This is a genomic window from Mesorhizobium sp. M1273, assembly GCF_040318195.1.
In the GTDB taxonomy this organism is placed as follows: domain Bacteria; phylum Pseudomonadota; class Alphaproteobacteria; order Rhizobiales; family Rhizobiaceae; genus Mesorhizobium.
Window position 1 is genome coordinate 43,106 of the sequence record NZ_JAMYLV010000034.1, and the last position, 24,304, is coordinate 67,409.

Here is a 24,304-nt window from a genome sequence, read left to right on the forward strand (position 1 = left end):
TCCTCGTTTCGGGCATTCGCCCGCAATTTTTTGAATTCTTCTATTCCGCCGCCGCCAGCACCGGTTCGGCGCGGTGTGCGTTGCGCGAAAACTCGTCGATGCGCCGCTCCACCTCGCCGCGGAAATGCCGCATCAGGCCCTGGATCGGCCACGCCGCCGCATCGCCCAGCGCACAGATCGTGTGGCCCTCGACCTGCTTCGTCACGTCGAGCAGCATGTCGATCTCGCGCTTCTGCGCCTCGCCGCGCACCAGCCGTTCCATCACCCGCCACATCCAGCCGGTGCCCTCACGGCAAGGCGTGCACTGGCCGCAGCTCTCGTGCTTGTAGAAATAGGACAGCCGCGCGATCGCCTTCACGATATCGGTCGATTTGTCCATGACGATGACAGCCGCCGTGCCGAGGCCCGATTTCAGGTCGCGCAACGCATCGAAATCCATCGGCGCGTCGATGATCTGCTCGGCCGGCACCAGCGGCACCGAGGCGCCGCCCGGAATGACCGCCAGCAGGTTGTCCCAGCCGCCGCGGATGCCGCCGCAATGCGTCTCGATCAGTTCGCGGAACGGGATCGACATCGCCTCTTCGACGGTGCACGGATTGTTGACGTGGCCGGAGATGCAGAACAGCTTGGTGCCGACATTGTTGGGCCGGCCGAAGGACGAGAACCAGGCGGCACCGCGGCGCAGGATGGTCGGCGCGACAGCGATGGACTCGACATTGTTGACCGTCGTCGGGCAGCCATAGAGGCCGACATTGGCCGGAAATGGCGGCTTCAGCCGCGGTTGGCCCTTCTTACCCTCGAGGCTTTCGAGCAGCGCCGTTTCCTCGCCGCAGATATAGGCGCCGGCGCCATGATGCATGTAGATGTCGAAATCGTAGCCGGAGGTGTTGTTCTTGCCGATCAGCTTGGCCGCATAGGCCTCGTCTATGGCGCGTTGCAGCGCCTCGCGCTCGCGGATGAACTCGCCGCGCACATAGATGTAGGCGGCGACCGCGCCCATGGCGAAGCCGGCAAGCAGGCAGCCTTCGACCAGCGTGTGCGGGTCATGGCGCAGTATGTCGCGGTCCTTGCAGGTGCCGGGCTCGGATTCGTCGGCATTGACGACGAGATAGCTCGGCCGGCCGTCGCTTTGCTTGGGCATGAACGACCATTTGAGCCCGGTCGGGAAACCGGCGCCGCCGCGGCCGCGCAGGCCCGATGCCTTCATCTCGTTGACGATCCACTCGCGCCCCTTGGCAACGATGCCGGGCGTGTTGTCCCAGGCGCCGCGCGCCATGGCGCCGGCCAGCGACTTGTCGAAGCGGCCGTAGATGTTGTTGAAGATGCGGTCTCTGTCCTGAAGCATTGCTCGTTCCTCAGACCGGCTTCTTGCCGGTCGGCCGGCTCTTGTTTCCGGGCGACGGCTTGGCCGCCTTGGCGGCAGCCTTCGCCGGTTTGACCTTGGCCTCCGGCGCTTTGAAAGCAGACGCCGGCTCGGCCTTGTTCTTGGGGCCCTTGCGCTGTTTCGAGACGTCCTCGACCTGCGGTTCGGCCTTGTTGGCATTGGCGGCCGAATGCAGAGGCGCTGCGACGCTCGCCGCCCTTTCCGCCGCGGGCGCGACTTTCGTCGCCGACGGCGATTTCAGCGCCGGGTTGGTCTCGACCGCGTCGGTCTTCGGCTTGCTGGCATTCGAGGGCGCAACCGGCGCCGGCGCGGCAGGAGCAGCTGGCGGAACTGATGCTGCGGCGGCAGCTGCCGGCTCTGCATCCTTGGCGGCCTTGGTCGCCGCCCTGGTTTCCCGGTCGCGGGTCGCCTTGAGGATCGCCTTTTCGCTCTTGAGGGTCGTCAGGCCACTGGCCGGCTCGGAAGTGATGCGGCCGTTTTGCGGTCCTGGCGTCACCGAAGCACCTTTGCCGGCGTCATAGAGGTCGATGATCTCGGCAAGCCGCTCCGGCGTCAAATCCTCATAGGTGTCCTTGAATATCATCACCATCGGTGCGTTGACGCAGGCGCCGAGGCATTCGACCTCCTCCCACGACAGCGTGCCCTTGTCGTTGGTGTGGAACTGGTCGTGATGGATCTTCGAGCGGCAGACATCCATCAGCGCTTCCGAGCCGCGCAGCATGCAGGGCGTGGTGCCGCAGACCTGGATATGCGCGCGGGTGCCGACCGGATTGAGCTGGTACTGGGTATAGAAGGTGGCGACTTCCAGCCCACGGATATAGGGCATGTCGAGCATGTCGGAGATCGTTTCGATCGCCGCCTTGGTCACCCAGCCTTCCTGCTCCTGCGCCAGCATCAGCAAGGGGATGATCGCGGATTGCTCGCGTCCCTTCGGATATTTCTTGATCCACTGCTTCGCCGCCGCCGCATTCGCCCGGTTGAAGGCGAAGGAGGCTGGCTGGAGGCTGGCTTCTGCGAGACGGCGGACTGACATGGAGTTTCGCTTTTATGTTTTCTTATTGAACCGAACTGGAGACGCGATAGCAGTTCTCAGATTGCCCTAACACGCATACAAACTCTTCCTTACCGCGCTTCAGACGGATGTATTCATCATAACGATCGTCAACCCAAGAGACACAGTAAGGCCTCGGCCGGCTGGGCACTTGGGCAACAAACGACTCGATCGGACACGGAAGAGAATGAAAACCCATCCCCTCATCCATCGGCGCATGCCTCTCGTATGTACGCCCCATCAGCAAGTCGCCCTCCGAGACCAGCTCAAACCCGATCTTGAGCAGGTCTCGCGAAAGCAATCGACCATCCGGGGCCCAAGCAGGAACTTGGGCCGCCATGGTCAGAACCGCTGCGGTGACAAGCGCGTTCATTGCTACCGATCCACCTCACCAAACACGATGTCGAGGGAGCCGAGAACGGCGGTGACGTCGGCCAACATGTGGCCGCGACACAAAAAGTCCATGGCCTGGAGGTGCGCGAAGCCGGGCGCGCGCAGCTTGCAGCGATAGGGTTTGTTGGTGCCGTCGGAGACCAGATAGACGCCGAACTCACCTTTCGGCGCCTCGACCGCCGCATAGACCTCGCCGGCCGGCACGCGGTAGCCTTCGGTGTAGAGCTTGAAGTGATGGATCAGCGCTTCCATCGAGCGCTTCATCGCCGCGCGCTTCGGCGGCACCACCTTGCCGTCGAGGTTAGACACCGGCCCGCTGCCTTCCTTGCCGAGCAACAGGTCGACGCACTGGCGCATGATTTTCGCCGACTGCCGCATCTCTTCCATGCGTACCAGATAACGGTCGAAACAGTCGCCGTTCTTGCCGATCGGAATGTCGAAATCCAGCTCGGCATAGCATTCGTAGGGCTGCGATTTGCGCAGGTCCCACGGCGCGCCCGAGCCGCGCACCATGACGCCGGAAAAACCCCAGGCCCATGCGTCGGCCAGAGACACCGTCGCGATGTCGACATTGCGCTGCTTGAAGATACGGTTGCCGGTCAAAAGCGCGTCGAGATCGTCGACCGATTTCAGGAATGGGTCGATCCACTTGCCGATGTCCTCGATCAGCTTCTGCGGCAGATCCTGATGGACGCCCCCGGGGCGGAAATAGGCAGCATGCATGCGCGAGCCCGAGGCGCGCTCATAGAACACCATCAGCTTTTCGCGCTCGACGAAGCCCCACAGCGGCGGCGTCAGCGCGCCGACATCCATCGCCTGCGTCGTCACGTTGAGGATATGCGACATGATGCGGCCGATTTCCGAATAGAGAACTCGGATCAACTGGCCCCGCTTCGGCACCTCGATACCGAGCAGCCGCTCCGCGGCAAGCGCAAAGGCATGCTCCTGGTTCATCGGCGCGCAATAATCGAGCCGGTCGAGATAGGGCACGGCCTGCAGATAAGTCTTGGCCTCGATCAGCTTTTCCGTGCCGCGATGCAACAGACCGATATGCGGATCGACGCGATCGACGACTTCGCCGTCGAGCTCCAGCACAAGGCGCAAAACGCCATGCGCCGCAGGGTGCTGAGGGCCAAAATTAATGTTGAAATTGCGGACGGAGGTTTCAGCCATTTTTTCTATATACTCATTGCCCCAGTACCGGAGCTTCGATCCTCAACAAATCAGATTTTGATGTCCTTACCCTGTGCCTTCAGGGCAGCTTGTGTCTGCCGGAGTGCCTCAGGGACGATGGTTTTTTGGAAGTACTCGGCCAGATACGGCAGTTTGGCCATATAGGCCGGCGTCTTTGCCAAAATACGCGACCCCATCGGCGACGCGTAAAAGTCATCCATCGCCTCCACTTCATCGGGATCGAAGGCTTCCAGCAGCATCAACGCCGTCAGATGCTCTAGAGTCTCCGAGTTATCCAGCAATGCTCGCTTGATGAAGTCATCAGCAAACTCACCCGCATCGCTGTCTGAAATCGAGGGATTGGCTCCTTTCAATTCAGCTATCGTTTGCTGCCGCAAGGCGGGCGCCATCGCTTTGAAATTTGCGTTCATGTTGAAATTTCGAACATAGCGCAAGGCAGCGCTGACCGCTTTGGGATCATATTTTTGCAGCTTAGACTCAAAATTGCCGTCAGGAATGCTATCCGCTCGACCCGTCAAGTCACCGGCCAACAGCGCGAAAAACGATACGATCACGATCGGAAGCCAATGCCGTGATATTTTTATCATTGTTTCGCCTTTTCGTCGCCTGGAAGCACGTAATCCGTACCTTCCCACGGAGACAGAAAATCGAAATTGCGGAATTCCTGCTTGAGCTCCACCGGCTCGTAGATGACGCGCTTGGCTTCGTCGTCGTAACGCACCTCGACGAAGCCGGTCAGCGGAAAGTCCTTGCGCAGCGGATGGCCTTCAAAGCCGTAGTCGGTCAGGATCCGCCGCAGATCGGGATGGCCCGAAAACAGCACGCCGTAGAGATCGTAGGTCTCGCGCTCGAACCAGTCGGCGCCGGGATATATCCCGGTGATCGACGGCACGAGCGTCTCTTCGTCGGCCTGGACCTTGAGCCGGATGCGGATATTCTGCTTCGGCGACAGCAGGTGATAGACGACGTCGAAGCGCTTTGCCCGTGACGGATAATCGGCGCCGCAAACGTCGATGATCGAAATGAACTGGCATTTCGGGTCGTCGCGCAGGAAGGTCACCACCTCGATCAGGTCGCGCGGCTCGACCGAGATAGTGAGTTCGCCATAGGCGAGCACCGCCGCGCCGATCCGGCCGATCAGCTTCTCGCCGAGATAGGTCGAGAGGTCATTCAACGCCTGGGTCATGCCGCTCACCGCTCGATCGTGCCGGTGCGGCGGATCTTCTTCTGCAGCAGAAGGATGCCGTAGAGCAGCGCTTCGGCGCTCGGCGGACAGCCGGGCACGTAGATGTCGACCGGCACGATGCGGTCGCAGCCGCGCACCACCGAATAGGAATAATGATAATAGCCGCCGCCATTGGCGCAAGAGCCCATCGAGATGACGTAGCGCGGCTCCGGCATCTGATCGTAGACCTTGCGCAGCGCCGGCGCCATCTTGTTGGTCAGCGTGCCGGCGACGATCATGATGTCGGACTGGCGCGGGGACGCGCGCGGCGCGACACCGAACCTCTCCGAGTCATAGCGCGGCATCGACGTATGGATCATCTCGACGGCGCAGCAGGCGAGGCCAAACGTCATGAACATCAGCGAGCCGCTGCGCGCCCAGGTGATCAGCGCCTCGGTCGAGGTGACGAGAAAGCCCTTGTCGGCGAGCTCGTTGTTGATCTCCAGGAAGAATGGATCGTCGGACCCGACCGGCCTGCCGGTGTTGGGGTCGATGAGGCCCTTGGGCTTCGGCGCGACGAGCGTACCGGAACTGTCGTTCAATCCCATTCCAGCGCTCCTTTTTTCCATTCATAGGCAAAGCCGATGGTCAACACCGCCAAAAACACCATCATCGACCAGAAACCGAGCATGCCGATCTGGCTGAACGACACCGCCCACGGAAACAGGAAGGCCACCTCCAGATCGAAGATGATGAACAGGATCGACACCAGGTAGAAGCGGATATCGAACTTCATGCGGGCGTCGTCGAACGAGTTGAAGCCGCACTCGTAGGCGGAAAGCTTTTCCGGATCGGGGTTGCGGTAGGCCACCAGGAACGGTGCGGCGAGCAGCGCCAGCCCGACGATCAGCGCCACGCCGATGAACAGGACGATGGGCAGGTACGAACCTAAAAGTGCGTTCATGCTGCAGTTTCCGTTGGCGGCCAATCCACTCTGATTACAGCACCGGACCCACTTGCGGAAGCGTGACAGTTTAACCACTGAACCGTTTTAAGGGGGCTCTATGCTGCAACGCGGCGAGGGTTAGCGCAGCGCTTTCGGCGAAGCAAGTCAAACCTTGTTCAAATCGCGGTGCTGGACGGCATATCCGGGAAAACTGGTCCGATCCGCTCCTGTTTGATTTCCTTCACTTTTTACTCCACTTTTCTCTCCTGACATGGATGCCGCCAAAACCCTGTTAGCATGGCACGGAATCGCAGGTCATTTTCTCTGTCTAAAATCGTCCGGATGCCGCCTTCATGAAGGAAAAAATCTCGCTCGCCATGGCCCGCCGCATTGCGCTCGCGGCACAGGGATTCAATGACCCGCGCCCCACCGGCACGCCTGACCGCCGGCATCTGGCCCGCGTGCTTGCCCGTACCGGCCTGCTGCAGATCGATTCCGTCAGCGCCGTGGTGCGCGCCCACTATATGCCGCTCTATTCGCGGCTTGGCCCCTACAAGCTGGCGCTGCTCGACGACGCCGCCGTAACGCGCAAGCGCATGGTCTTCGAATATTGGGCGCACGAAGCCTCCTTCTTGCCGGTCGAGACCTATCCGCTGATGCGCTGGCGCATGCAGCGGGCCGAGTGCGGCGACGAAATGTACAGCGGACTGGCCAAATGGGGCCGCGAGCACGCCGCCTATATCGAAGACATCTATCGCGAGGTCGCCGAACGAGGCCCGATCGCGGCGTCGGCTTTCGAAGGGCAGAAGGGTTCGGGTGGCTGGTGGGGCTGGAGCCATGCCAAGCACGCCTTCGAATGGCTGTTCTGGGCCGGCCGCATCACCACGGCGCATCGCCGCGGCTTCGAACGGTTCTACGATCTGCCGGAGCGCGTGCTGCCGCCAACAATACTGAGTCTGCCAACGCCCTCCCCCGAAGACGCTCACCGCGAATTGCTGCGCATCTCGGCCCGTGCCCACGGCATCGCCACGGCAGGCGACCTGCGCGACTATTTCCGCCTCTCGCCCGCCGACATCAAGGGCCGCATCGAGGAGCTGGTCGAGGCCGGCGAGCTGTTGCCGGTGAGCGTCGACGGCTGGAACAAAACAGCCTATCTCCACAAGGACGCCCGTTTGCCGCGCAGGATCGAGGCGCGCGCCTTGCTCGCGCCGTTCGATCCTGTCGTCTTCGAACGATCGCGCACCGAGCGGTTGTTCGACTTCCACTACCGCATCGAGATCTACACGCCGGCCGAAAAGCGGCGGTATGGCTATTATGTGCTGCCATTCCTGCTCGGCGACAGCATCGTCGGGCGCGTTGACCTCAGGGCCGACCGTCCGGCCGGCGTATTGCGCGTCCATGCCGCCTATGCGGAGCCCGGCGCCCCGCCACAAACCGCTGCCGAACTCTTCAAGGAATTGAAGCAGATACAGGGCTGGCTCGGCCTGGAACGCATCGAGGTGACCGCTGCCGGCGATTTGGGCCGGCCGCTCGCGGATATCGCCGCGCCATAGACGTGCGTTGACACAACTGCCTCCACAAGCCTAAATCCGTTCCAGACGGTCCCCTGCCCGCAACGGCAGGGGCCAAGAGGGAATGCGGTGCGAAATCTCGATTTCAAATCCGCGGCTGTCCCCGCAACTGTAAGCGACGAGCCAAGGCCGAAAACCACTGGGATATTCCCGGGAAGGCGGCACCCAGGCGATGACCCGCGAGCCAGGAGACCTGCCGTCTAGGACCTAAGAATCCGATCGCCTGGCGGGTTTTCCGGGCAAGGAGCCTGATTTGGAACGCGACAGCAGTTTTCCGGCTGAGACAGCGGATTTATTGTCCGGCCATGGTGATTCCCCGGCCGGCGTTACCGTCATCGTCTGCTCGTCCTGCCGTGACGAGACCGGTTCGGACGCTCATCCGCGCGCTGGCGAACTGCTCGCAGAGGACACGCGCCGCGCTGCTTCCAGCGAAAACATCAAAATCCGCACCGTCGAATGCCTCGGCAATTGCAAGCGCCGGCTCAGCGCGGCCATGCTGCGCGACGGCTGCTGGAGTTACGTCTTTGGTGATCTGACCACGACCAGGGGCGCCGATCTCGTCACCGGGGCAAAGCTGTTCGCCACCTCGACCGATGGGCTCATTCCATGGCGCGGCCGTCCCGATTGCCTGAAGCGCGGCCTGGTTGCCCGCATCCCTCCCCTTGACCTTTTGAAGGACCTGACATGACCGCTGCCTCCCTTTCGCGCGTTCCCTGCACCGTGGTCACCGGCTTTCTCGGCGCCGGCAAGACGACGTTGATCCGCCATTTGCTCGAAAACGCCAAAGGCAAGCGCCTGGCCATCATCGTCAACGAGTTCGGCGACATCGGCATCGACGGCGAGATCCTGAAGGGCTGCGGCATCGACACCTGCCCCGAGGAAAACATCGTCGAGCTGGCCAATGGTTGCATCTGCTGCACCGTCGCCGATGATTTCGTCCCGGCGCTGGACCAGATCCTGTCGCTGACGCCGAGGGTCGACCACATCCTGATCGAGACATCCGGCCTCGCTTTGCCCAAGCCGCTGGTCCAGGCCTTCCAGTGGCCGTCGGTGAAAAGCCGCGTGACGGTGGACGGCGTCATTGCCGTGGTCGACGGACCGGCGCTGGCTGATGGCCGCGTAGCCAACGACATGGACGCCCTGCAGGCGCAGGACGAGACGCTCGACCATGACGATCCGGTCGAGGAAGTGTTCGAAGACCAGCTCGCCTGCGCCGACCTGATCATCCTGTCGAAGAGCGACCTGATGGACGCAGCCGGCTCGGCCCGTGCCAATGCCGTCATCGGCAAGCACGTTGCGCGGGCGGTGAAGATCGTACCGACTTCGCAAGGCAAGGTCGACCCTTCGGTGCTGCTCGGCCTCGGCCTCGCCGTCGAGGACGAAATCGAGAACCGCAAGACCCACCACGACGACGAGCTCGACCACGAACATGACGATTTTGACTCGTTCGTCATCGACATCGCATCTGTGTCCAACCCGGACGAGCTCGCACAACGCGTCGCCACGGCGGCGGAGGAAGAAAACGTGTTGCGCGTCAAAGGTTTCGTCGAAGTCGGCGGCAAGCCGATGCGGCTCCTGCTGCAGGCCGTCGGTCCGCGCGTCAACCACTATTACGACCGCGCCTGGACCGCTGAAGACGACCGCCGCTCGCGCCTCGTCGTCATCGGCCTGAAAGGGCTGAACCGCCCGGCCATCGAGCGTATCCTCGCCGGCTGACCCCAAGTACGAGCCGCGATGCACATCCTCACCACCACATCCGCCTCGCTCGACGATCTCGCCGAGCCTGTCGATCTCAGGCAAACGCCTGCGGATGTCGTGGCGCTGTCCTTCACCGACAGCGACCTGGCCGGGCTGGCGGCGGCGTGGAAGGCAGATGCGCACCGCCTGCCGTCGATGCGGCTCGCCGCCTTGCGCGACCTGCGCCATCCGATGTCCGTCGACCTGTGGATCGACAGTGTCGCCCGCCACGCCAAGGTCATTCTGGTCCGCATCCTCGGCGGCTATGACTGGTGGCGCTATGGCTGCGACCAGCTCGCCGCTATCGCGCGAAATCGCGGTATCAAGCTGGCGCTCCTACCGGGCGAGAGCCACGACGAGGATTTGCGACTGATCGAAGGCTCGACGCTGCCGCGCGAGGAGTTGGACGCCCTGCTTGGCTACTTCCGCGAGGGCGGGCCGGCAAATATGACGGCGCTGGTGCAGAGGCTGGCAAGTCTCGCTGGATCGGGTGCGGCGGTAGCCGAACCTGTTAGCGTGCCAAAGGCGGGATTTTACGAGCCGGGACTGGGGGTCGTAGAACGCGGTGTCCCCCTCCCCCTCGAGGGGAGGGCCCGGCCGCAGGCCGGGGGTGGGGTCCTCTCCGAAGCGCGCCTGCACAAAACGTCGAGCACTGCCGTGACGACCCCACCCGGCCCTGCGGGTCCCCTCGAGGGGGAGGGGGACGTCGTGCCAATTCTCTTCTACCGTTCGATGCTGCTCGCGGCCGATGTCGCGCCCATCGACGCGCTTTTCGAAGCCCTGCGCCACCGCGGCATGGCTCCCGTGCCTATGTTCGTCTCCAGCCTCAAGGACCCGGCGTCGCTCGCCTTTGTCGCAACCGCGCTCGCAACCCTGAAGCCTGCCGCCATCATCACCGCCACAGCTTTCGCCTCGGGTGCCGAGCCCGGCGTTGAAACCCTGTTCGACCGCGCCGGCGTGCCCGTGTTCCAGGTCATCGTCGCAACCACCCGCCGCGACATCTGGCAAACCAATCAGCGCGGCCTGGCGCCCGCCGACCTTGCCATGCATGTCGTCCTGCCCGAGCTCGACGGCCGCATCCTGGCCGGCGCCATTTCATTCAAGGGCGAAAGCGAAACCGACCCGGCGCTGGCCTTCCGCGCCTTCGCCAACCGGCCTGAGCCCGACCGCGTGGCGCAAGTGGCGAACCGTGTCGAGGCCTTCGTGCGCCTGCAGCGGTCGCCGCGTGCGGAGCGCAAGCTCGCCATCCTGATCCCCGACTATCCGAGCGCCCCCGGTCGCACCGGCTACGCGGTTGGTCTCGACGTGCCGTCCAGCGTCCTGGCAATGCTGCACGACCTCAGCGAACAGGGCTACGCCGTTGAAAGCATTCCGCAAACACCGCGCGAGTTGCTGGAGACGCTGGAAAAGGGCGGCCATGGGCTGGCATTGAAGGAGTATTTGACCTTCTCGACGGAATTGCCGCCGTCGGCCATCGCTGCGGTGGAAGCCGCATGGGGAAATCCAGAAGATGAGACAGGTTTGTGCGAGGCACCCCCCTCTGTCCTGCCGGACATCTCCCCCTCAAGGGGGGAGATTAGCAGTTCCGCCACCGGCTCTCCCTTAAGGCCCTCGGTAATTGGCGAAAGTAGAGACAACAGCGCAATCTCCCCCCTTGAGGGGGAGATGTCCGGCAGGACAGAGGGGGGCGCGACGGAACGCCAACCTTCGCTGCTGGTCAGCGAAAAACAATTCGCCTTCCGCACAGCCACCTTCGGCAACGTCACCGTGGCACTCGCCCCTGACCGCGGGCGCTCAGCCGACCGCCGCGCCGACTATCACGACCCGACGCTGCCGCCGCGCCATGCGCTGGTCGCCTTTGGGCTCTGGCTGCGCAAGTCGCTCGGCATCCATGCAATTGTCCATGTCGGCGCCCACGGCACGCTGGAGTGGCTGCCCGGCAAGACCGTGGCGCTCAGCGAAAACTGCTTTCCCGAGATAGTCACCGGTCCCCTGCCCGTCATCTATCCCTTCATCGTCTCCAACCCGGGAGAGGCAGCGCAGGCCAAGCGGCGCATTGCCGCCGTCACGCTCGGCCATCTGCCGCCGCCGCTGACCGGCGCCGGGCTGGACGAAAACCAGCACCGGCTTGAACGACTGGTTGACGAATATGCCCAGGCCGACGGGCTCGACCGCCGCCGCCGCGACCGCCTGGCGAAGCTGATCGTCGAGACGGCGGAAAAGACCGGCCTCGCCTCGGAAGCCGGGGTTGCCCAAACCGACGTCCCCGACGAAGCGCTGCGCCGCATCGACGCCTGGCTCTGCGATCTCAAGGATTTCGCCATCAAGGACGGCCTGCACATTTACGGCCGCTCGCCGGAAGGCGAGGCCGATCCGTTGCGGCGGCAAAGCGCGGCAGCTGAAAAAACCGCGCTGCTTGCCGCCCTCGACGGCCGCCACGTCGCTGCCGGTCCGGCCGGTGCGCCGGCGCGTGGCCGGAGCGATGTGCTGCCCACCGGCCGCAATTTGTTTACCGCCGACCCGCGCACCATGCCGACGCCGACCGCCTATGATCTGGGCAAGGTGGCAGCGGAGGAAGTCGTCCGCAGCTACATGCAATCGCATGGCGACTGGCCGCGCTCGCTGGTCATCGACCTCTGGGGCTCGGCCTCGCTGCGCACCGGCGGTGAGGAGATCGCGCAAGGCCTGGCGCTGATGGGCTGCCGGCCGCAATGGGATTCCGCCACCGGCCGCATCACCGGCATAGATGTGCTGCCGCCGGCAACACTCCGCCGTCCGCGCATTGATGTCACCTGGCGCATATCGGGCCTGTTCCGCGACATGTTCCCGACCCAGATCGCGCTGATCGACGCCGCGGCCAACGCGGTGGCGACCCGCGACGAGGACGATTCGGAAAACCCGCTCGCCGCCAGGGCCCGCATCGACGGCAAGATCAGCCCGCGCATTTTCGGCACCTCGCCGGGCACTTACGGCGCGGGCGTCGAGGACTTGTTGTCGAGCGGCGACTGGGCCGCGCGCGAAGAGATCGGCCGCACCTATCTCGCCGCCACCTCGCACGTCTATGGCGGCTCCGAGGGCAAAGGCATTTCGGCGCCCGGCGCGTTCGAGGATCGCCTCGCCGAGGCCGACCTTCTGGTTCATACCGGCGACGACCCCGGCCGCGACATCCTCGAAGGCTCGGCCGACGTCGCCTTCATCGGCGGCTTTTCGGCAGCACTTGCCGCGCTCGGCAAAAACGCCGACGTGATCGTGCTCGACACCACGGACCCGCAAAGACCGAAGCCGCGCTCGGTTGGTGAGGCCGTATCCCGGGTAGTTCGCGCCCGCGCCGTCAATCCGCGCTTCATCGCCGGCCAGATGCGTCATGGCCCGCGCGGCGCCTCGGAATTCGCCGAGACGGTCGACCGTCTAGTCGGCTTTGCTGAGACTACCCATGCCATATCGGGCACGCTGATCGAGGCGGTGCACGACGCCTATCTTGGCGAACCCGTGGTGCGCGCCTTCATCCTGCGCGAGAACCCGGCGGCGGCGAAGGTGATTGCCGAGCGTTTGCTGTCGGCACGGCGGCGCGGGCTCTGGCATCCGCTGCGCAATTCGATCGATGACGATCTCGCCGCACTGATTGCCGAAGTGCAAGCTCTGGGAGTGGCGGCATGAACGCTTTCTCGCGCCGTGGCGCCTGCCCCGCCTTGTCCGCGCCGATGCAGACCGGCGACGGGCTGCTGGTGCGGCTCAATCCGGTCGCTGGAGGACTGTTGCCGAAATCGTTGATCGGACTCTGCGAATCTGCCTTGCGCCATGGCAACGGTATCATGGAAGTGACCGCCCGCGGCAGCCTGCAGATCCGCGGCCTGACGCCCGCAAGCGCGCGGCTGCTGGCGATGGAGGTCGATGCGCTCGGCATCGCGGTGCGCACCGGCGTGCCGGTCGAGACCGGCCCGCTGGCCGGGCTCGACCAGGAGGAGATAGCCGACCCGCGCCCAATGGCGCAGCGGATTAGGGCGGCAATTGAGGACGCCGGTGTTACGCAACGCCTTGGCCCGAAGGTTTCGGTGATTGTTGACGGCTGCGGGCAGCTGACAATGGATGCGGTTACGGCCGATGTCAGGCTGGTCGGGGTGCGGGCCGCCGACGGAATTAAGTGGCGGGTATCGCTCGCCGGAGATGCGCAGGGTGCCACGCCGCTGGCGATGTCCGAGGAAGATGCGGCTTGTGACATCGCTGTCGCCATTCTCAGGATGGTTGCCGAAAAGGGCCGCGATGCCCATGCGCGGGATTTGACGGCGAGGCAGCTGAGATCCCTCGCAAGTTGGCGATCCGTCGCGCCCCCCTCTGTCCTGCCGGACATCTCCCCCTCTAGGGGGGAGATCTGCAGCTTCGCCGGCGGCTTCCCCCCAGCACCTTCGGCGATTGGCGAAAGCGGCGACGAAGGCGCAATCTCCCCCCTAGAGGGGGAGATGTCCGGCAGGACAGAGGGGGGCGCGAAGGATCGCCGGCCCATCGGAATTTTCGATCTGGCAGCCGGCAGTACCTCCCTCGGCATCGGCCTGCCGTTCGGCAGCATACCAGCGCAAAAGCTTATCGATCTCACCGAACACGCCCTCACCCTCGGCACTACCGAAATCCGCCTGGCGCCGGGTCGCGCGCTGCTTTTGCTTGGCCTCTCCCCAGCCGCATGTCTTTCCCTCCAGAAAACCGCCGCAGCCCTCGGCTTTGTCACCGACGCAGCCGATCCGCGCACCAGGATCGCCGCCTGCCCCGGCGCACCCGCCTGCGCCTCCGGCCGGATCGCCACCCGCGACATCGCCGAGACCATCGCCGTGGAAAACCGCGATATCCTCGATTCCTCGCTGACGCTGCACATCTCCGGCTGCGCCAAGGGTTGCGCCCATCCCGGTCCGGCGGCGCTGACCCTGGTCGGTGGCGAAAACGGAGCCGGACTTGTCGTGGACGGGACGGCAAAGGCATTGCCCGCCGGATACAGGCCGGGCTACGACGCCGCGCACGGCATCGGCCGCATTGCAGCGGCGATCCGCAGCGCACGACATTCCGGCGAAACCGCTGCCGCCTGCCTGGCAAGGCTCGGCGCGGCCGGCATCACCGAAATCTACCGACAGGAATGAGCATGCCCGCCCAGAACGCCTACGACTACATCCATGACGGCACGGCGATCTACGAGCGCTCCTTCGCCATTATCCGCGCCGAGGCCGACCTGTCGCGCTTTTCCGAAGCCGAGGCCGAAATCGCTATCCGCATGATCCACGCCTGCGGCCAGGTCGAGGCTGCGCGACACTTCGTTTTCTCGAGCGATTTCGTCGCCGCCGCGCGCACGGCGTTGGGGGCCGGCGCGCCGATCTTCTGCGACGCGCAGATGGTCTCGCACGGCGTCACGCGCGCCCGGCTGCCGGCCGGCAACGAGGTGATCTGCAGGCTGCGCGATCCGGGGACCGCCGACATCGCGAAAAAGATCGGCAACACCCGCTCAGCTGCGGCGATCGACCTGTGGGGCGAGCGTATGGCCGGTTCGGTCGTCGCCATCGGCAATGCGCCGACCGCCCTGTTTTATCTGCTGGAGAAGCTGCGCGACGGCGCCCCGAAGCCGGCGGCGATCATCGGCATGCCGGTCGGGTTTGTCGGTGCCGCTGAATCAAAGGATGCCCTGGCCGAAAATTCCTATGGCGTGCCTTACGCCATCGTGCGCGGCCGGCTGGGCGGCAGCGCCATGACCGCCGCCTCCCTCAATGCATTGGCGAGGCCGGGCCTATGAATGCGATTGCAAAAGGCAAGCTTGTCGGCGTCGGCACCGGACCCGGCGACCCGGAACTCTTGACGCTGAAGGCAGTGCGCGCGCTGGCCGCGGCCGATGTCGTCGCGCATTTCGCTAAGCGCGGCAACAACAGCAACGCCCGGGCCATCGTCGAAACCCATTTTCGCCCCGATCTGATTGAACTGCCGCTGCTCTATCCGGTGACGACCGAAATCGACAAGGATCACAGCGATTACCGCTCGCAGATAACCGATTTCTATGAGCAATCGGCCGAAAAGGTCGCCGAGCACCTCAGCGCCGGCAGGATGGTCGCGGTGCTCTCGGAGGGCGACCCGCTTTTCTACGGCTCCTACATGCATCTTCATGTCCGGCTGGCACATCGCTTTCCGAGCGAAGTCATCCCCGGCGTCACCGCCATGTCCGGCTGCTGGTCGGCGACCGGCCTGCCTATCGTCCAGGGCGACGACGTGCTGACGGTGCTGCCGGGCACCATGAGCGAATTCGAGCTGACGCGTCGCCTCGCCGACACCGACGCTGCGGTGATCATGAAGGTCGGCCGCAACCTGCCCAAGATCAGGCGCGCGCTGGAGGCAACCGACAAGCTGGCGCGGGCCATCTATGTCGAGCGCGGCACCATGCCGGGCGGCGTCTCGATGCGGCTGGTCGATAAAAAGGACGACCAGGCGCCTTATTTCGCCATCGTGCTGGTGGCCGGCTGGTCGGGCCGGCCAAGCGCATTGAAAGCCGAAGCATGAGCGGCCGCCTCACTGTCATCGGCCTCGGGCCCGGCAACGCCGACCAGGTGACGCCAGAGGCAAGCCGCGCCGTTGCCGAGGCAAAATTCTTCTACGGCTATAAACCCTATCTCGACCGGCTCGATCTGCGCCCCGACCAGATTCGCGTCGCTTCCGACAATCGCGAGGAACTCGCGCGCTCCAGGGACGCGCTGCTGAAGGCTGTGGAAGGCCACGATGTCGCCGTCGTGTCGGGCGGCGATCCCGGCGTCTTCGCCATGGCCGCAGCCGTCTGCGAGGCAATGGAAGCGGGCCCACCCGAATGGCGCGCGGTCGACATCGCCATCGTGCCCGGTATCACCGCCATGCTCGCCGTCGCCGCCCGCATCGGCGCGCCGCTCGGCCATGATTTCTGCGCCATCTCGTTGTCCGACAATCTGAAGCCGTGGGACCTGATCGAGCTACGCCTGCTAGCGGCAGCCGGCGCCGGCTTCGTAATCGCGCTCTACAACCCGATCAGTAAGGCGCGCCCATGGCAGCTAGGCCGCGCCTTCGAATGCTTGACGGCGATCCTGCCCGGCACCACGCCGGTGATCTTCGGCCGTGCCGCCGGCCGTCCCGACGAGCGCATTGAGGTTTTTCTGCTGGCCGACGCCGATGCCGCGAAGGCCGACATGTCGACCTGCATCATCATCGGCTCGCCGGAAACCAGGATCATCAAGCGGGGTGACAAGGCCGCGCTGGTCTACACGCCGCGTTCGGCAGCGGGCCCAAGAACATGACCGACCAGAAAATGATCGACCATCTCGCCAAGAGATTCGACGGTCTCAGCCGACGTGACGTCCGGCAGCGCCGGCCTGCGGATCATCACCACCTCGATTCCCAGCGCTCGCGCCGCCGCGATCTTGCCGTAGGTCGCCTCGCCGCCGCTGTTTTTGGAAACAACGACTTCGATGTGGTGTTGCAGAAGCAGTGCATGTTCGTCGACTTCCCGAAACGGCCCGCGCGCCAAGAGATAGGTCGCGCGGGGCACGGCGAGCCTGGGCTCGACCGGGTCGACACTGCGGATGAGATAATGATGCTGGGGAGCGGCCTTGAAGGCAGCGACCTCCTGTCGCCCGAGCGCCAGGAACACGCGGCGCGGCACCGATCCCAAAGCCGTCACCGCGCTGGCAACGGTGTCGACCAACATCCAGCGATCACCTTCGACCGCCTCCCATCCGGGACGCCTGAGCGCAACGACAGGCACGCCGGTCATGCGCGCTGCTTCCGCCGCATTGGCGGAGATTCGCGCCGCATAGGGATGCGTGGCGTCGATCAGCAGGTCGATCTTGTTCTGGCGGAGATACGCCGCCAGCCCGCCGGCACCGCCGAAGCCGCCGACCCGCACCGGCACCCCCTGCGCGGCCGGGTTTTCGGTGCGGCCGGCCAGCGACAGCATGACCGAAATATCCGCGCGCGCGGCCAGCTTTCCGGCCATTTGCCGGGCTTCGGTGGTTCCGCCGAGGATCAGTATGCGGTGGGTCATTATGCCTGCTGAAGCTCCGCGCGGCGCCAAGCTCACCTCAAAGTGGCTCACGATCATCGGCATCGGCGAGGACGGTGTAGCGGGTCTCGGCGACGAGGCCAAGCAGTTGATCGCGGAGGCCGAATTCGTCTTCGGCGGCAAGCGCCACCTTGCCCTCGTCGCGTCGCTCGCCAAAGGTGAAGCGCGCGTCTGGCCGACACCTTTCGATGCCGAGATGCGCGACGTGCTGGCGCTCTCCGGCAGACGCGTCTGCGTGCTGGCCTCCGGCGATCCCCTCTACCACGGTGTCGGCGTCACCCTCGCCCGCAAGGTCGCGGCAGAGGGTATGCGGGTGATCCCCGCGCCCTCGGCCTTTTCGCTGGCCGCCTCACGCCTGGGCTGGGCGCTGCAGGACGTCGAGACCATTTCGCTGCATGGCCGCTCGCTCGACCTGATCCGGCCGTTGCTGCATCCTTGCACCCGCATTCTCGCGCTGACCTCGGACAGCGATGCACCGGGAGCGATTGCCCGTCTCATGACCGAACTTGGCTTCGGCGCTTCGCGGTTGATGGTGCTGGAGGCGCTGGGTGGGCCGAACGAAAGCCTGCGCTCGGCGAGCGCTGGCACTTTCGACCTCGAAAAGATCAACCCGCTCAACGTGCTCGCGATCGAAGTTGAATCGACTTCGCAAGCACGCATCGTGCCGCTGACAGCGGGACTTGCCGATCATTTGTTCGAGCATAACGGCCAGATCACCAAACGCGAAGTGCGCGCCGTCACGCTGTCCGCTCTCGCGCCAAGACGCGGCGAACTGCTGTGGGACATCGGCGCCGGATCGGGCTCCATCGGCATCGAATGGATGCTGGCGCATCCCTCCATGCGCGCCATTGCCGTTGAGGCCGATCCGACCCGCGCCGCGCGCATCCGACGCAACGCCGCGGCTTGCGGCGTTCCCAGTCTCACCGTCGTCGAAGGTTCGGCACCGCAAGCGCTTGCCGGGCTGGAGACGCCCGCGGCGATATTCATCGGCGGCGGCGGCAGCGATGCCGGCGTGCTGGAGGGAGCCATGGATGCCTTGCCTGCCGGCGGCCGCCTCGTCGCCAATGCGGTGACCCTGGAGATGGAGGCGCTGCTGCTTTCCCGTCACGCCGCGCACGGCGGCGAACTCACCCGCATCGCTGTATCCCGTGCTTCGCCGGTCGGTTCGATGCAGGCGTGGCGGCCGGCCATGCCGGTTACCCAATGGAGCTGGGTCAAGCCATGATGGTCGCGGGCATCGGCAGCCGCAAAGGCGTCAGCGCAACGGACGTGCTTGCCGCGGTAGAAACCGCGCTGGAGGCGCACGGGCTTGCCCTGTCGGCGCTTTCAGCCCTCGCGACCGCGTCTCTCAAGCAGGATGAGGCGGCAATCTTCGACGCCGGACGCGAACTCCGCCTTCCGGTAATCGTTGTCGGGCAGGACGAACTCAAAGCCGCATCTCCGACCAGCCGTTCCGACCTATCGCAGGAGCATGCCGGCACGCCGTCGGTTTCCGAAGCCTCGGCGCTTGCCGCCGCCGGCAAAGGCGCAAAACTGCTCGGGCCGCGCACCGTGCTCGGTGCTGTCACTTGCGCCATCGCCATCAGCGGAGAGGCGGCATGACCGTTCACTTCATCGGTGCCGGCCCGGGTGCTGCCGACCTCATCACCTTGCGCGGCAGCCGACTGCTCGGCAGTTGTCCCGTCTGCCTCTATGCCGGATCGATCGTCGCGCCGGAGCTGTTGCAGCACTGCGCGCCCGGAACGAGGTTGATCGACACCGCGCCGATGTCGCTCGACGAGATCGAGGCCGAATATCTGGCCGCCCACGCGGCCGGCAATGATGTCGCCCGCCTGCATTCCGGCGATCTTTCGGTATGGAGCGCCGTTGCCGAGCAGATCCGCCGGCTGGAAAAGCACGGCATTCCCTACACGCTGACGCCGGGCGTGCCGTCCTTCGCCGCTGCGGCGGCAGCGCTGCGCCGCGAGCTGACCATTCCAGAAGTCGCGCAAAGCCTGGTGCTGACCCGCATCTCCGGCCGCGCCTCGAAAATGCCCCCCGGCGAAACGCTGGCCGGCTTCGGCCGCACCGGCGCCACGCTGGCCATCCACCTTGCCATCCACGCTATCGACCGCGTCGTCGCCGAGCTGACGCCGCATTACGGCGCCGACTGCCCGGTCGCGGTCGTCTTCCGAGCCTCCTGGCCGGACGAGCGCGTGCTGACCGGCACGCTGGCCACCATCGAGGCGCAATTGGCCGCCGATCCGATGGAACGCACGGCAATCATCTTCGTCGGCCGCTCGCTGGCGGCCGAAGGCTTTGGCGAAAGTTCACTGTATGACGCGCACTACCAGCGGCGCTTTCGCGGACGGGACGGATTGTGAGCGGCAGCAATAGAAACACTACGGTCGAGCAGGCGCTCACCCGGCTCAACTTCAAGCCGCGCCAGCTGGAGCCCGGTCATGTCTGGCTGGCCGGTGCCGGCCCTGGCGATCCCGGCTGCCTGACGCTGGAAGTGCTGGCCGCCCTCGGACAGTGCGACGCGCTGGTTTATGACGCGCTGGTCTCGCCAGAAGTCGTCGCCGTCGCCGAGGGCGCGGAACTGTTCTATGCCGGCAAACGCGGCGGCAAGCCGTCGATGAAGCAGGACGACATAACCGCTCTGCTGGTCCGGCTGGCGCGCGCGGGCCGGCGCGTCGTCAGGCTGAAGGGCGGCGACCCCTATATTTTCGGGCGTGGCGGCGAAGAGGCGCTGGCGCTGGCCGGGGAAACTATCCCGTTCCGCATCCTGCCTGGCCTGACGTCCGGCCTCAGCGCGCTGGCCGCGACCGGCATTCCCGGCACCATGCGCGGCATCAACAAGGCGCTGATCCTGGCGACCGGCCATGCCGCCGGCACCGATGATGATCTCGACTGGGCGGCAATCGCTCGCACCGGCCAGCCGGTGGTCATCTATATGGGTATGGCCAACCTGCCGCTGATCGCCGCTTCGCTGCTCGAGGGCGGCCTGCCATCTTCGACGCCCGCCGCGGCCATCGTTGCCGCGACGACGCCGCAGGAGCGTATCGTCGTCGCCACGCTCGCGACGATTGCCGAGGAAACGGCCGCAGCCGGCTTGACCTCGCCGGCGCTGATCGTCGTCGGCGGGATCGTCGGGATGCGCGCGGCACTGGCGGGTGAGCCATGACCCGCGCCATCATCATCGGCGCGCCGCGCTCGGGCTCGGGCAAGACCAGCGTCACCATCGGCATTCTACGCGCCCTCGCCCGGCGCGGCCTGAAAGTGCGCGGCGCCAAATCCGGCCCGGACTATATCGATCCCGGCTTCCACACCGCCGCCACCGGGTTGTCCGGCATCAATCTCGACAGTTGGGCAATGCCGCCCGCCCTGCTCAACGCACTGGCCGGCGAAGCGACCGAGGACGCCGACTTCATCTTCCTCGAAAGCGCCATGGGCCTGTTCGACGGGATCCCTGCTGCTCCGGGCCGTTCCGGCTCGGCCGCCGATCTCGCCCGGCTCTATGGCCTGCCGGTGCTGCTGGTGCTCGACGTCTCCGGACAGTCGACCACGGCGGCGGCCGTCGCCAAGGGCTTTGCTATTTATGACCCCGATGTGCGCATGGCCGGGGTCGTGCTCAACCGGCTGGGCAGCGAGCGCCACCGCCGGCTATGCGGCGATGCCATCGAGGCACTTGGCCTGCCTGTCGTCGGCGCCATCCTGCGCGATCCCTCGCTCAACCTGCCCGAGCGCCATCTCGGCCTCGTCCAGGCCGGCGAATATGAGAATCTGATGGCGCATCTCGACCGGCTGGCCGACATGGTCGAGCGCTCGCTCGACCTTGACGCCATTATGGCGCTGGCGGCGCCATTCACGCCCGCGCCAGGCAATTTCGACGACGCGCTGCCGCCGCCCGGCCAGCGCATCGCACTGGCAGAGGACGCCGCCTTCACCTTCCTCTATCCGCACGTTGCCACGCATTGGCGCAAGGCCGGCGCCGAGATCGTTCCCTTCTCGCCGCTCACCGATGAGGCGCCAGGCGACGATTGCGATGTCTGCTGGCTGCCCGGCGGCTATCCCGAGCTTCATGCCGGCCGCCTCGCGGCCGCGGCGAATTTCAGGGCCGGCATGGCTCGGTTCGCCACCACGCGGTCGGTGCACGGCGAGTGCGGCGGCTTCATGGTGTTGGGCGAAGCGCTCGAGGACGCGTCGGGCGAGACGCATCGGATGCTTGGCCTCCTCGGCCATTCGACCAGCTTCGCCAAGCGCAAGATGAATCTCGGCTACCGCGAGGCGCGGCTGCGGTCCGGCTGTCCGCTCGGCAGCCAAGGCACGCTGATCCGCGGCCATGAATTCCACTACGCGCAGATGATTGCGACCGGCAATGACGAGCCGCTGGCCGACCTCGCCGACGGTCAAGGAAATCCGCTCGGCGCCTCGGGCTACCGGCGCGGCAATGTCAGCGGCACGTTCTTCCATGCCATTGCGAGGGGCGGATGAAGGCCTCGCAACAGCAAATTCTCGATGATATCGCGCTTTGCCTCGTCTTCTTTACCCGGCTGCCGCTGCCGAGAGCCGACTTCCGTGGCCGCAGCCTTGCCGCTGCGATCTGGGCTGCACCCGTTGCCGGTCTCGCCGTCGCTCTGGTCGGTGCGCTGGTCTACGCCGGCGGCACGAGGCTCGGCCTCGCCGCTGGCCCTGCTGCAGCGTTGGCCCTTGCCGCGATCTTGCTCGCTACCGGCTGCCTGCATGAGGACGGGCTTTCGGATGTCGCCGACGGATTTGGCGGCGGCAAGACACGCGACAAAAAGCTGGAGATCATGCGCGACAGCCGCATCGGTGCCTACGGCGCTTGTGCACTTGCTGTCTCGCTGCTGATCCGCTGGAGCGTGCTCTCTGGATTCGCCGGCCCGGCTCATGTCTTCTGGGCCCTCATTGCCGCGCATGCCGCGTCGCGCGGCCTGCCCCCCGCCTTCATGCACCTGCTGCCACCGGCCCGCGCCGACGGCCTCTCGGCTGATGCAGGCTTAGTCACCGCCGAAACCGCGGGTGTCGGTGCCGCGCTCGGTGCGATCGCGCTGCTAACGCTTGGGGTCGGCGCTGCCATCTTGGCGCTCGTCCTGCTTGCGTTTCTGTTTGCCGCGTTCCGGGCGCTTTGCCTGAACCAGGTCGGCGGCCAGACCGGCGACACCGTCGGTGCCCTGCAGCAGCTGGGCGAGATCGCAATCCTGCTCGTCGCTTCCATTTCCCTTTCCTGACTCTGTTTCGGAGATTTTGCCCCCATGCCTTTCAAATCGCTCGATGAACTGCGCGCCGCCTGCCTCGACCTGCCGATTGGCAGCGACGCCGCGGCCAATGCCGTCGCCCGCCGCCAGGACACGCTGACCAAGCCGCAAGGCAGCCTTGGCCGGCTGGAGACAATAGTCGCCTGGCTGGCGCGCTGGCAGGGCCGCGACATACCAAAGCTCGACCGCGTCAAGGTCTTCGTCTTCGCTGGCAACCACGGCGTCACCGCGCAAGGCGTGTCGGCTTTCCCTTCGGAAGTCACCGTGCAGATGGTGGCGAATTTCGCCGGCGGCGGCGCCGCCATCAACCAGCTTGCCCGCGTCGCCGGCGCCGAACTCGACGTCATCCCGCTCGACCTCGACCGCCCGACCGGCGACTTCACGCAAGAGCCCGCAATGGACGACGAGGCCTTCCTCGCCGCCGTCTCGGCCGGCTACGACGCGATCAGCAGGGAACTCGACCTTGTCTGTTTCGGCGAAATGGGCATCGGCAACACCACGCCGGCGGCGGCCATCTCGACCGCGCTGTTCGGCGGCGGCGCGGAGCGATGGACAGGGCGTGGCACCGGCGTCGACGACGCCGGCCTCGTGCGCAAGATCGTCGCCATCGAGGCCGGCCTGAAGCGCCACGCCCCGGCGCTGGCCGACCCCCTGAAGGTAGCGGCAGCCCTCGGCGGCCGCGAGCTCGCGGCGATCCTTGGTGCGACGCTGGCTGCGCGCCACCTGGGCGTCCCGGTGCTGCTCGACGGCTTCGTCTGCACCGCCGCCGCGGCACCCTTGGCCGGGCTGCATCCCGCCGGCCTTGCCCACACTATGGCCGCTCACGTATCGGCCGAATCCGGCCACCGCCGCCTGCTCGAAGCGCTCGGTCTGCCGCCGCTGCTTGATCTCGGCATGCGTCTCGGCGAAGGCTCCGGCGCTTGCCTGGCGGTCAACATCGTCCGCTCGGCGCTCGAATGCCATGCCCGCATGGCAAGCTTCGCCGAGGCCGGCGTGTCGGAGAAGTAAGGCGGAGCCAAGCGCGGATCGCGTTGATGAACAAACGCTCACAGATCTTCGGAGACCCCAAACAGGGGCTTCGCGATATTCTTGCTCGGATCATCAGAGATTTCGACAGCAAGAGCGGCGCCTTTGCCGGGCTGAAATACAATTCGCCGTGGATACTCGCCACCGAGGATTGGGCAGAGCGATCGGGCCATACGGTCGAAGAGCTATGCGAGATGATTTCTCAATGGCGGATCTCAATCTTTTCTGGCGAGCAGACAGACCCGAGAATCGTTCAGATTTTTGAAGATCTTCGCAGCGCCGCGGAAGATTGGCGAACCGAGACAGACTACATCGATCCACCGCTTCCCTACGATCCTGAAGAGGATAGTGTGCTGAAGGTTCTGCAAAAAGTTTTGGAGAGAGAACGGGGCTTGCTCTGAGGGGCGAGCGGCCATGGCACGGTGGTGACGTTGCGATCACCGATTCCCGTGGAAGGGGAAGTGCCATGACCAATCGAGACGTTAGACTGAGCAGAGGCGAGTTGAAAGCGTTGCTGTTGTCGGATGAG

General features: G+C 65.2%; 25 protein-coding genes and 1 riboswitch. Of the genes, 16 read left to right on the forward strand and 9 right to left on the reverse strand.

The genetic code is table 11. The annotated features are described in order from the left end of the window. Nucleotides 1-40: 40 nt before the first annotated feature. Genes nuoF through NKH30_RS26680 form a run of 8 tightly spaced genes read right to left on the reverse strand, consistent with a single transcriptional unit; the run spans nucleotide 41 to nucleotide 6,151 of the window. Nucleotides 41-1,345 (reverse strand): NADH-quinone oxidoreductase subunit NuoF, encoded by a 1,305-nt coding sequence (nuoF, locus tag NKH30_RS26645; protein ID WP_023676626.1) that lies wholly within the window; start codon nucleotides 1,343-1,345, stop codon nucleotides 41-43. A gap of 10 nt (nucleotides 1,346-1,355) precedes the next feature. After that, entirely contained in the window at nucleotides 1,356-2,417 is a 1,062-nt protein-coding gene (nuoE, locus tag NKH30_RS26650) for an NADH-quinone oxidoreductase subunit NuoE (protein ID WP_352929080.1), read from the reverse strand. Nucleotides 2,418-2,439: 22 nt separating this feature from the next. Continuing rightward, the gene (locus NKH30_RS26655) at nucleotides 2,440-2,808 is read right to left on the reverse strand and encodes a hypothetical protein (RefSeq protein WP_352589699.1); all 369 of its coding nucleotides are present in this window, start codon (nucleotides 2,806-2,808) and stop codon (nucleotides 2,440-2,442) included. Between the two features lie 2 nt (nucleotides 2,809-2,810). Beyond that, the gene (locus NKH30_RS26660; RefSeq protein ID WP_352470232.1) at nucleotides 2,811-4,001 is read right to left on the reverse strand and encodes an NADH-quinone oxidoreductase subunit D; all 1,191 of its coding nucleotides are present in this window, start codon (nucleotides 3,999-4,001) and stop codon (nucleotides 2,811-2,813) included. A gap of 50 nt (nucleotides 4,002-4,051) precedes the next feature. Beyond that, nucleotides 4,052-4,609 (reverse strand): DUF2059 domain-containing protein, encoded by a 558-nt coding sequence (locus NKH30_RS26665; RefSeq protein WP_352470231.1) that lies wholly within the window; start codon nucleotides 4,607-4,609, stop codon nucleotides 4,052-4,054. After that, the gene (locus tag NKH30_RS26670; RefSeq protein ID WP_352470230.1) at nucleotides 4,606-5,208 is read right to left on the reverse strand and encodes an NADH-quinone oxidoreductase subunit C; all 603 of its coding nucleotides are present in this window, start codon (nucleotides 5,206-5,208) and stop codon (nucleotides 4,606-4,608) included. The genes NKH30_RS26665 and NKH30_RS26670 overlap by 4 nt, the downstream gene beginning before the upstream one ends. Before the next feature lie 5 nt (nucleotides 5,209-5,213). Beyond that, nucleotides 5,214-5,795 (reverse strand): NuoB/complex I 20 kDa subunit family protein, encoded by a 582-nt coding sequence (locus tag NKH30_RS26675; protein WP_023670824.1) that lies wholly within the window; start codon nucleotides 5,793-5,795, stop codon nucleotides 5,214-5,216. Next, nucleotides 5,786-6,151: an NADH-quinone oxidoreductase subunit A gene (locus NKH30_RS26680; RefSeq protein ID WP_023676631.1), complete on the reverse strand. Its 366-nt coding sequence runs from the start codon at nucleotides 6,149-6,151 to the stop codon at nucleotides 5,786-5,788. The genes NKH30_RS26675 and NKH30_RS26680 overlap by 10 nt, the downstream gene beginning before the upstream one ends. A 335-nt stretch (nucleotides 6,152-6,486) precedes the next feature. Between NKH30_RS26680 and NKH30_RS26685 the strand changes: the two genes are divergently transcribed. From NKH30_RS26685 to NKH30_RS26720, 8 genes are all read left to right on the forward strand, one after another. Next, complete coding sequence (locus NKH30_RS26685; protein WP_352997503.1) at nucleotides 6,487-7,686, forward strand: winged helix-turn-helix domain-containing protein; 1,200 nt, start codon at nucleotides 6,487-6,489, stop codon at nucleotides 7,684-7,686. A gap of 29 nt (nucleotides 7,687-7,715) precedes the next feature. Then, nucleotides 7,716-7,919, forward strand: a riboswitch (cobalamin riboswitch). 38 nt (nucleotides 7,920-7,957) lie between these two features. After that, nucleotides 7,958-8,392, forward strand: a complete 435-nt coding sequence (locus NKH30_RS26690) for a DUF1636 family protein (RefSeq protein WP_352997504.1) — start codon at nucleotides 7,958-7,960, stop codon at nucleotides 8,390-8,392. Next, complete coding sequence (cobW, locus tag NKH30_RS26695; protein WP_352997505.1) at nucleotides 8,389-9,420, forward strand: cobalamin biosynthesis protein CobW; 1,032 nt, start codon at nucleotides 8,389-8,391, stop codon at nucleotides 9,418-9,420. Before NKH30_RS26690 ends, cobW begins: the two co-directional genes overlap by 4 nt. Before the next feature lie 18 nt (nucleotides 9,421-9,438). Beyond that, the gene (locus NKH30_RS26700) at nucleotides 9,439-13,098 is read left to right on the forward strand and encodes a cobaltochelatase subunit CobN (protein ID WP_352997506.1); all 3,660 of its coding nucleotides are present in this window, start codon (nucleotides 9,439-9,441) and stop codon (nucleotides 13,096-13,098) included. Beyond that, nucleotides 13,095-14,564, forward strand: coding sequence for a precorrin-3B synthase (cobG, locus tag NKH30_RS26705; RefSeq protein WP_352997507.1), 1,470 nt, complete (start codon nucleotides 13,095-13,097; stop codon nucleotides 14,562-14,564). Before NKH30_RS26700 ends, cobG begins: the two co-directional genes overlap by 4 nt. Then, entirely contained in the window at nucleotides 14,561-15,208 is a 648-nt protein-coding gene (locus tag NKH30_RS26710) for a precorrin-8X methylmutase (protein ID WP_502911527.1), read from the forward strand. The genes cobG and NKH30_RS26710 overlap by 4 nt, the downstream gene beginning before the upstream one ends. Further along, nucleotides 15,205-15,963, forward strand: a complete 759-nt coding sequence (locus NKH30_RS26715; RefSeq protein ID WP_352997509.1) for a precorrin-2 C(20)-methyltransferase — start codon at nucleotides 15,205-15,207, stop codon at nucleotides 15,961-15,963. The genes NKH30_RS26710 and NKH30_RS26715 overlap by 4 nt, the downstream gene beginning before the upstream one ends. Beyond that, nucleotides 15,960-16,724 carry a precorrin-3B C(17)-methyltransferase gene (locus tag NKH30_RS26720; RefSeq protein WP_352997510.1) on the forward strand — a complete coding sequence of 255 codons (765 nt, stop codon included), beginning with the start codon at nucleotides 15,960-15,962 and terminating at the stop codon, nucleotides 16,722-16,724. The genes NKH30_RS26715 and NKH30_RS26720 overlap by 4 nt, the downstream gene beginning before the upstream one ends. Here NKH30_RS26720 and NKH30_RS26725 read toward each other — a convergent pair. Beyond that, entirely contained in the window at nucleotides 16,688-17,470 is a 783-nt protein-coding gene (locus NKH30_RS26725) for a cobalt-precorrin-6A reductase (RefSeq protein WP_352997511.1), read from the reverse strand. The two genes, NKH30_RS26720 and NKH30_RS26725, sit on opposite strands and share 37 nt — an antisense overlap. Nucleotide 17,471: 1 nt before the next feature. Between NKH30_RS26725 and cbiE the strand changes: the two genes are divergently transcribed. Genes cbiE through NKH30_RS26765 form a run of 8 tightly spaced genes read left to right on the forward strand, consistent with a single transcriptional unit; the run spans nucleotide 17,472 to nucleotide 24,176 of the window. Then, nucleotides 17,472-18,713 (forward strand): precorrin-6y C5,15-methyltransferase (decarboxylating) subunit CbiE, encoded by a 1,242-nt coding sequence (gene cbiE, locus NKH30_RS26730; RefSeq protein ID WP_352997512.1) that lies wholly within the window; start codon nucleotides 17,472-17,474, stop codon nucleotides 18,711-18,713. Then, nucleotides 18,710-19,090, forward strand: coding sequence for a cobalamin biosynthesis protein (locus tag NKH30_RS26735; RefSeq protein WP_352997513.1), 381 nt, complete (start codon nucleotides 18,710-18,712; stop codon nucleotides 19,088-19,090). The genes cbiE and NKH30_RS26735 overlap by 4 nt, the downstream gene beginning before the upstream one ends. Next, nucleotides 19,087-19,851, forward strand: coding sequence for a precorrin-4 C(11)-methyltransferase (cobM, locus tag NKH30_RS26740; RefSeq protein WP_352470218.1), 765 nt, complete (start codon nucleotides 19,087-19,089; stop codon nucleotides 19,849-19,851). The genes NKH30_RS26735 and cobM overlap by 4 nt, the downstream gene beginning before the upstream one ends. Next, the gene (gene cobA / locus NKH30_RS26745; protein ID WP_352997514.1) at nucleotides 19,848-20,654 is read left to right on the forward strand and encodes a uroporphyrinogen-III C-methyltransferase; all 807 of its coding nucleotides are present in this window, start codon (nucleotides 19,848-19,850) and stop codon (nucleotides 20,652-20,654) included. The genes cobM and cobA overlap by 4 nt, the downstream gene beginning before the upstream one ends. Beyond that, the gene (locus NKH30_RS26750) at nucleotides 20,651-21,964 is read left to right on the forward strand and encodes a cobyrinic acid a,c-diamide synthase CobB (protein ID WP_352997515.1); all 1,314 of its coding nucleotides are present in this window, start codon (nucleotides 20,651-20,653) and stop codon (nucleotides 21,962-21,964) included. The genes cobA and NKH30_RS26750 overlap by 4 nt, the downstream gene beginning before the upstream one ends. Next, a complete protein-coding gene (locus NKH30_RS26755; RefSeq protein ID WP_352997516.1) occupies nucleotides 21,961-22,722 on the forward strand; it encodes an adenosylcobinamide-GDP ribazoletransferase in 762 nt (253 codons plus the stop codon). The genes NKH30_RS26750 and NKH30_RS26755 overlap by 4 nt, the downstream gene beginning before the upstream one ends. Before the next feature lie 24 nt (nucleotides 22,723-22,746). Then, nucleotides 22,747-23,757 (forward strand): nicotinate-nucleotide--dimethylbenzimidazole phosphoribosyltransferase, encoded by a 1,011-nt coding sequence (gene cobT / locus NKH30_RS26760; protein WP_352997517.1) that lies wholly within the window; start codon nucleotides 22,747-22,749, stop codon nucleotides 23,755-23,757. A gap of 26 nt (nucleotides 23,758-23,783) precedes the next feature. After that, nucleotides 23,784-24,176: a hypothetical protein gene (locus NKH30_RS26765; RefSeq protein WP_352997518.1), complete on the forward strand. Its 393-nt coding sequence runs from the start codon at nucleotides 23,784-23,786 to the stop codon at nucleotides 24,174-24,176. Nucleotides 24,177-24,304: the final 128 nt, after the last annotated feature.